5 protein-coding genes are annotated in these 6,353 nt (G+C 53.0%); 1 reads left to right on the top strand and 4 read right to left on the bottom strand.

Annotated features, from left to right (window positions below; translation table 11 throughout):
* Positions 1-395 precede the first annotated feature (395 nt).
* The 3 genes from dnaI to PAECUDRAFT_RS22780 all read right to left on the bottom strand — a co-directional run bounded on the left by dnaI (position 396) and on the right by PAECUDRAFT_RS22780 (position 3,306).
* Positions 396-1,352 carry a primosomal protein DnaI gene (dnaI, locus tag PAECUDRAFT_RS22790; protein WP_006040527.1) on the bottom strand — a complete coding sequence of 319 codons (957 nt, stop codon included), beginning with the start codon at positions 1,350-1,352 and terminating at the stop codon, positions 396-398.
* A gap of 36 nt (positions 1,353-1,388) precedes the next feature.
* Positions 1,389-2,894: a replication initiation and membrane attachment family protein gene (locus tag PAECUDRAFT_RS22785; protein WP_006040526.1), complete on the bottom strand. Its 1,506-nt coding sequence runs from the start codon at positions 2,892-2,894 to the stop codon at positions 1,389-1,391.
* A gap of 124 nt (positions 2,895-3,018) precedes the next feature.
* On the bottom strand, positions 3,019-3,306 hold the full coding sequence (locus PAECUDRAFT_RS22780; protein ID WP_006040525.1) for a YuiB family protein: 288 nt from the start codon (positions 3,304-3,306) through the stop codon (positions 3,019-3,021).
* Positions 3,307-3,492: 186 nt separating this feature from the next.
* Here PAECUDRAFT_RS22780 and hemQ point away from each other — a divergent pair, with 186 nt between their 5' ends.
* Positions 3,493-4,239, top strand: a complete 747-nt coding sequence (hemQ, locus tag PAECUDRAFT_RS22775; protein ID WP_006040524.1) for a hydrogen peroxide-dependent heme synthase — start codon at positions 3,493-3,495, stop codon at positions 4,237-4,239.
* 293 nt (positions 4,240-4,532) lie between these two features.
* On the opposite strand, the gene PAECUDRAFT_RS22770 is transcribed toward hemQ, so the two are convergent.
* Positions 4,533-6,257 (bottom strand): methyl-accepting chemotaxis protein, encoded by a 1,725-nt coding sequence (locus PAECUDRAFT_RS22770; protein ID WP_006040523.1) that lies wholly within the window; start codon positions 6,255-6,257, stop codon positions 4,533-4,535.
* Positions 6,258-6,353 lie beyond the last annotated feature (96 nt).

Below are 6,353 nucleotides of genomic sequence, written 5' to 3'. Positions count from 1 at the left end.
TGAGCGCTTCTGCGCAGCTGGCTTGCGAATAGGGAAGTTTTTATTCCCTATGAGCGCTTCTGCGCAGCTGGCGNGCGAATAGGGAAGTTTTTTATTCCCTATGAGCGCTTCTGCGCAGCTGGCGTGCGAATAGGGAAGGTTTTTATTCCCTATGAGCGCTTCTGCGCAGCTGGCGTGCGAATAGGGAAGGTTTTTATTCCCTATGAGCGCTTCTGCGCTGCTGGCTTCGCGTCGGCAGCCGTGTTTGTGAGCTAAGCCACAACAAAAAAACAGCCGAATCAGGCCGACAATCAGCATGCGCATCCCGCGCCCGCTGTCTGCCACCTGACCGACTGCTGTCTGCTTACCTTCCACTCTTTTGCATGCCTTTGCCTGCCTGAGCATACTCTTACCTGTCAACGCCTGCGCTTATTCGCGCCTGTCACGTGAATGACGTCGACATAAGAACGGATTCGCTCCATAATCCGCTCACCCTTATGGCGCTCATCGCCATCCTTGCTTGTGAAGCTAAAATGCTGCTCTAATGCATCGAGTTCATAGTTCGACGTATAGAAGGTCGGCTTGCGCTCCATCCGATAGTTCAATATGCCGCCCATCACGTGGTCGCGCACCCATGGGCTCAAATTTTCCGCGCCAATATCGTCGAAAATGAGCAAGTCGGTCTCTTTCATCATATCGACCGTTTCCTTCAGCTTGCCCGGCTCGTGCATCATCGCCTTCAGATCTTCAACAAAGTCCGGCATATAGACAATGACGCCCGAATGGCCGATTTTCGCCAGCTCATGAAGCAAATAACACATCAAAAAGGTCTTGCCCGTGCCGAATCGGCCAGCGAGATAGAGTCCCGTCGTCTGCAGTCCATGCTCCTTGGTCCGATCGATATATTCCATTAACTGGCCAACCGCTTCAATGCGGTTCAGGTCGTTCGTCAAAATCTCATCCGCGGAATACCCGCCGTTGTTCAACGCTTTCTCATCAATATAGAAGCTGCGGATTCGGCTGCGAATCTGCTCTTCATTTTGCCGGGCGATGAACTTCTTGCAGGATACTTTACGGTCATACATCTGTACCCCGCCGCCGTTGGTTTCGCACTGGAGAAGCGTATAATGCCCTTCAAAATCGTTCGGGCACCGGTCGAGCCCCGGACATTGCTCGCAGTTGCGGTATTCCTTCACGAATTGGTAGAACCGGTTCAAATTGATACGGATCGTACCCTCATCAAGCTCCGGATGCTTCGCCCGGAACCGCTGAATAAGCGGGTCGGCGAGCAGTTCGTCCATCAATTGGGCGGAACGGCGTATCGCTTCGCCTCCGATGGGCGTCCGTTTCAATAAATCGCCAAGCGATTCCATGCCGGCTCTCCTCCTGTCTCCGATTGCCTGTCTCTATTATTTGCCGTCCAGCTTGCGCGCCAACCGCCGCAGCTCCTCCAGCTTCTCGGCCGATGGCGCGCCTCCCGCTTGCTCCTGCTCCTGTACGATTGGAATCGCCGGCTTACGCGATGCCGAGCCGCTCGGCCTGCCTCTTCCGCGCCCGCTGCCGGAAACTGCGCCTCCAGCTGTGCCGCGTGCGGATTCGATGACCTGCTGCTCGCGAACGTAGCGCACTGCCTTCTCAAACGTATCCACCTGCTTGAGCAGCATGTTGGATGCGACAGCCTCAATAAACGTTTTGGTAACGCGCTGTGAATCATTCGTACCGATTACATAATGGATAAGAACATTGATTACCGCCGCAGGCAGCTTATAATTCAGATCGATCCGTTCAAAGGTGCGATCGATCATATCCGGCACTGCGCCAGGGAAATAACGCTGCAAGAAACGCGTATGCGGCTCATTGCGCATGAGCATATTGTATTGATGAATGTCGCAGCGCCCTTCCAGACGCTTCGGCACTTCCATATACAGCTCCTCGGGAACGCCGTACTCTTCCTCGTCTTCGGTGTCGCTCGTTTCGCGGGCAGCGGCCTGCGATTTGGCCATGACGCGCTGACGGTCGGACTCCCGTTTCTTATCTTGGCGATACAGCTGGTTTGCGCGCAGCTGCAGCTCCTCTACGAGCAGCTCGCCTTGCGCAGTAAAGACGCCGTCTTCATCCAGCAACCGGCACACATCCGCTGCTCCGATGTTGTATTTATAAGCAACGTAATTAATTTGCGCCATTCCATCGGCATCACTGCGAAGACGTTCCACGTACTTGCGGTTGCCTGCTCCGCGCGGGAAGCGCATCAGCAGCTCGCCCGCTGTCAGGCCCGCCGTCTCTGACGAAAGCGGCTTCTGCGGCGCCGGCTGGCGTGCCGGTGCAACCTCCGTAAGCGCCTGCTCCAGCTCGTCATCGACATTCGATGTATTCAAGCGGAACAGCTCATAGAATGGCACCGAAATGTTTTCCTTATGCCATCTCGCTTCTGCCAGCTCATCTGGCTCCTTCGAGCTAAACGACTCGCGCAAGGCGATAACCGAATATTTGCCAATCTGATCACGAAGCAGCAGCGTAAGATGCTGATTGCGGAAAAACTCATCCGGCGCAAGCGGTGCAGACAGCTCATATTCATATACGACATCATCATTATCCGGCATCGCCAAACGCGAGGTTTGCAGCATGCCTACCGCTTCCAGCCGGGACGTATCGTCCAGCAGCTTCTTCCGTCCCCGTTCGTTCATCTCCAGGCCTAGCGCCAGAAACAGCATCCGATGCGATTCGACAGCCGAATATCCTGTTCTGCCCTCCATCACCTGATGGTACAGCAGCTGATAGAGGCTTATTGCTGAAGTGCCGATCATCGGCTGATAAATTAACGAAAGCATCCGCATATCGAGCGGGCTTAACGAAAAACCGCGAAACGTGTAATACCGGTGGTGTTCGGTAAACTGCAGCACATGTGTAATGCGCATTGCATCTACTCCATCCCGTAACTGACTTTCCTATCATTCTATCATAAAGCAGACTCGCAAGGCAGACGTCGAAAAATAGAAAATTCCCCCGAACCAATCGAGGGAATTTGTCACAACATTGCGATTAAAACATTTTGTAGCCGCCCTTGCGCAGCGCCTGAATCGTCCAACCGCTCACATAAGCGCCGATAAACGCAGTGATGGCCGGCAGTATATCAATAATCGTAAACTCGGTAAAGTTGTCGGCAAACGAAATAGTTTTATCCCATGTGCCCCAGATCATCAACGGCACGAGCACGATAATGAACAGGTACATCGGGAACCACGTCGTCTTCATTAGCATATTCAGAATGAACCCGATGCCGAACATCATTATAAAGAACAGCACCATTGCCACAATTACTTGAATCATCGACCTTATGCCCCTTTTATCTCTGAGATCAATATCCGATAAGATTTGCTATTTTCAGTTTAATGAAAGCCTGTTCGGAAGTCAATTTGCTATAAACAAATGTCACAAGTCCGCCATTTGCTCTTCGATCGTTCGTTACGCTACAATGGTAACAATTGCGAAAATGAACGATACGGAGGAATTACGATGAGTGAAGCAGCACAAACCTTAGAAGGCTGGTACGCCTTGCACGATTTTCGCACGATTGATTGGCAGGCTTGGAAAGCCGCAAGCGAAGAGGAGCGTACGCAAGCGACGGACGAGCTTCATGTTTACTTAAAGCTGTGGGACCATGTGAACGAGATGAAGCAAGGCAGCACGGCCGTCTACACGATTATCGGACAAAAAGCGGATCTGGTGTTCATGCATTTGCGTGAAACACTGGAAGAGCTCAACGCACTCGAAAATGCGTTTAACAAAACGTCATTCGCGAAGTTTACAAAGCCTACGTACTCGTACGTTAGCATCGTCGAACTGAGCAACTACATGGGACAGCCGGGCGTTGACCCGCTCCAAGTGCCTGAGGTTGTCGCTCGCCTGAAGCCTACGCTGCCGAAAGCGAATCATATTTGCTTCTATCCGATGAACAAGCGCCGCGAAGGCAACGACAACTGGTACATGCTCAGCATGGATGACCGCAAAGCAATGATGCGCAGCCACGGCTTGATCGGCCGCCAATACGCAGGCAAAGTAAAGCAGATCATTACCGGCTCCGTTGGATTCGACAACTGGGAGTGGGGCGTTACGCTGTTCGCGGACGACGCGCTTCAATTCAAAAAGCTCGTATATGAAATGCGCTTCGACGAAGTAAGCGCACGCTTCGGCGAGTTCGGCGAGTTCTATGTCGGCAATCTGCTGACGGAAGCAAAGCTGAGCGAGCTGCTGTCGGTTTAATTTCCTAACGGACCTCAGAGCCGCTATTCTCCTCTAAACGTGCCCGTTGCAAATGTAACGGACTCCACAGCCGTTATTTAGCCATTTTTCTGCCCCGTGAGGACGATATTGGCCAAATAGCGGCTATCGAGTCCGTTAAAACACAAATGTGCCGGATTATGACCAGATAAGGGCTGCTCGGTCCGTTATAACAATTCAACCGACACACGGTTGCTTTCTGCTATAAAAATAGAAGAAGGGTGTCCCATGCTTACGCACTGGGACACCCTTCTTTTCGTAACCAGGACTTCGCCTTAAGACTTGAACTTCGCGATCATTTCAGTCAACTGATTCGCCATGCCGCCCAATGACTCGGAGGAAACGAAAATCTGCCGCATCGACGCAGATTGCTCCTCTGCTGCCGACGCAACCTTCGCAAAGCGCTCCGCAGACTGCTGCACGCTGGCCGCCAGCTCCGTGCTGGCTTCATTCGCCGCCTTGGAGCCCGCCGCCATTCGACTCGACACATCGGACAGTTCATCCATCTGGTTCGACACTTTACTGATTTCCTCCATGATGGAAGCGAATGAAGCCTCCGCCTGCCTGACGATCAGCAGCCCTTCCTCTACCTCACGGCTGCCGCCATGAACAGCATCCACGATTCGCTCAATGCGCACGAGCATGTCCATGATGAGCTCCGAAACGATACGCGATGAAGACTCCGATTGAACCGCCAGCTTCCGAACCTGCTCTGCAACAACTGCGAAGCCTCGGCCTTCTTCCCCCGCACGCGCAGCCTCGATTGCTGCATTTAGCGATAATAAATTCGTCTGCGATGCGATGGATCCGATCATCTCCATGATGGAACGGATCTGGTCCGACCGCTCTGACAGTTGCTCCACATCATCCTTCATGGATGCTGTATTGCGATGAATCGCTTCCATCTGGCCCATAGCTTGCTGAACGGAGCGGCCGCCTGCCGCCGCCTCTGACGCCGTCCCGTGCGAAGCCATCGCAACGACCGTCGCAGCACTCGCAATACGCTGAACGGATTGATCCGTCTCCCCGATGGCGGACAGCACATTCTCCGATCGTTTCGACTGGCGAATGCCTTCTTCCTCCGTCGTCTTAATAAGCGTCGTAATTTGCTCCGCATTATACTGCGTATGCTCCGCGCTCGCCGATAGCTCCTGGGATGCCGAGTGAAGCTGTACCGCATTGTCATTAAGCCGAACAATCATCCCGCGCAGATCATCCACCATCGACTGGAACGCGCCTGCTAGCCTGCCCGTCTCGTCTTTGCCCTGAGTCGTCACGCGTACCGTCAAATCGCCCTGCTGAACGCGAGCCATTTCAACAGTAAGCCGTTTAAGCGGCATAACGAGCCTTTTTGCAAATAGCAAAGTAGCCAGCAATGAGATCACCAGAACGCCAATGCCGATCGATAACGCCGTCGTCTTGTTGCGCTTCATAAGCGCGTAAACCTCTGTCGCATCAAAATCTGCGCCGACGACGCCAATCATCTTGCCATCCGAATTGCGAATTGGAACATAAGCCGTTACTGTCGCGCCATAGACGTCATCGCTCGTTAATTCGCCTACCGTCACTTCCTGCTTCTGGAACGAGCGAACGAGTCCGTCATACTGCTCCTCCTCGACTTCACCTAGCGCGGATACATCCTCCGTCTGGTCGAGCGGAGCTCCATCCACGACATAGTAATACTGCGTTTGTCCTTCTGCCTCTTTACTGCTCATCGTATACAAATATTTGAGACCATAAGCAGCTTTCATCTCATTAAGCTGCGTCCGAAGCGCCTTGTAATAAGCATCCGAGTCCGACGCCCCCGCTGCAGCAAGCTTGGCAAACTCGCCGCTGTCAATCGCTTGCGCCGCATGGGCAGCAATCGATTCTGCTTGCGTGCCCATCGAGCGAACGACGAGCCGCTGCGCATCATTAACGATCGTAAAGCCAAGCACCGCAGCAGAAATCGTAATAATAATAGAGAATACAAGCACGATACGCGTTTGCAAACTATTCATCTTGAGGGAACCCCTTCCAATTGTCGCGAATAGAAAAAGCCTCCGACAGCAACATAACGTTGTCATGCTGCAGTCGGAGGCTCGTGGTGATAGGTA

It is taken from the genome of Paenibacillus curdlanolyticus YK9, from assembly GCF_000179615.1.
GTDB classification, from domain to species: Bacteria; Bacillota; Bacilli; order Paenibacillales; family Paenibacillaceae; genus Paenibacillus_T; species Paenibacillus_T curdlanolyticus.
Note: the sequence above shows the minus strand (reverse complement) of the source record. Positions and strands in the feature narration are given on the sequence as shown.

What these genes read in the sequence shown, in the direction of transcription:
- hemQ (WP_006040524.1), top strand. Translation starts at nt 3,493, where the DNA reads ATGAGTGAAGCAGCACAAACCTTAGAAGGCTGGTACGCCTTGCACGAT.
- PAECUDRAFT_RS22785 (WP_006040526.1), bottom strand. Translation starts at nt 2,894, where the DNA reads ATGCGCATTACACATGTGCTGCAGTTTACCGAACACCACCGGTATTAC.
- PAECUDRAFT_RS22780 (WP_006040525.1), bottom strand. Translation starts at nt 3,306, where the DNA reads ATGATTCAAGTAATTGTGGCAATGGTGCTGTTCTTTATAATGATGTTC.
- PAECUDRAFT_RS22770 (WP_006040523.1), bottom strand. Translation starts at nt 6,257, where the DNA reads ATGAATAGTTTGCAAACGCGTATCGTGCTTGTATTCTCTATTATTATT.
- dnaI (WP_006040527.1), bottom strand. Translation starts at nt 1,352, where the DNA reads ATGGAATCGCTTGGCGATTTATTGAAACGGACGCCCATCGGAGGCGAA.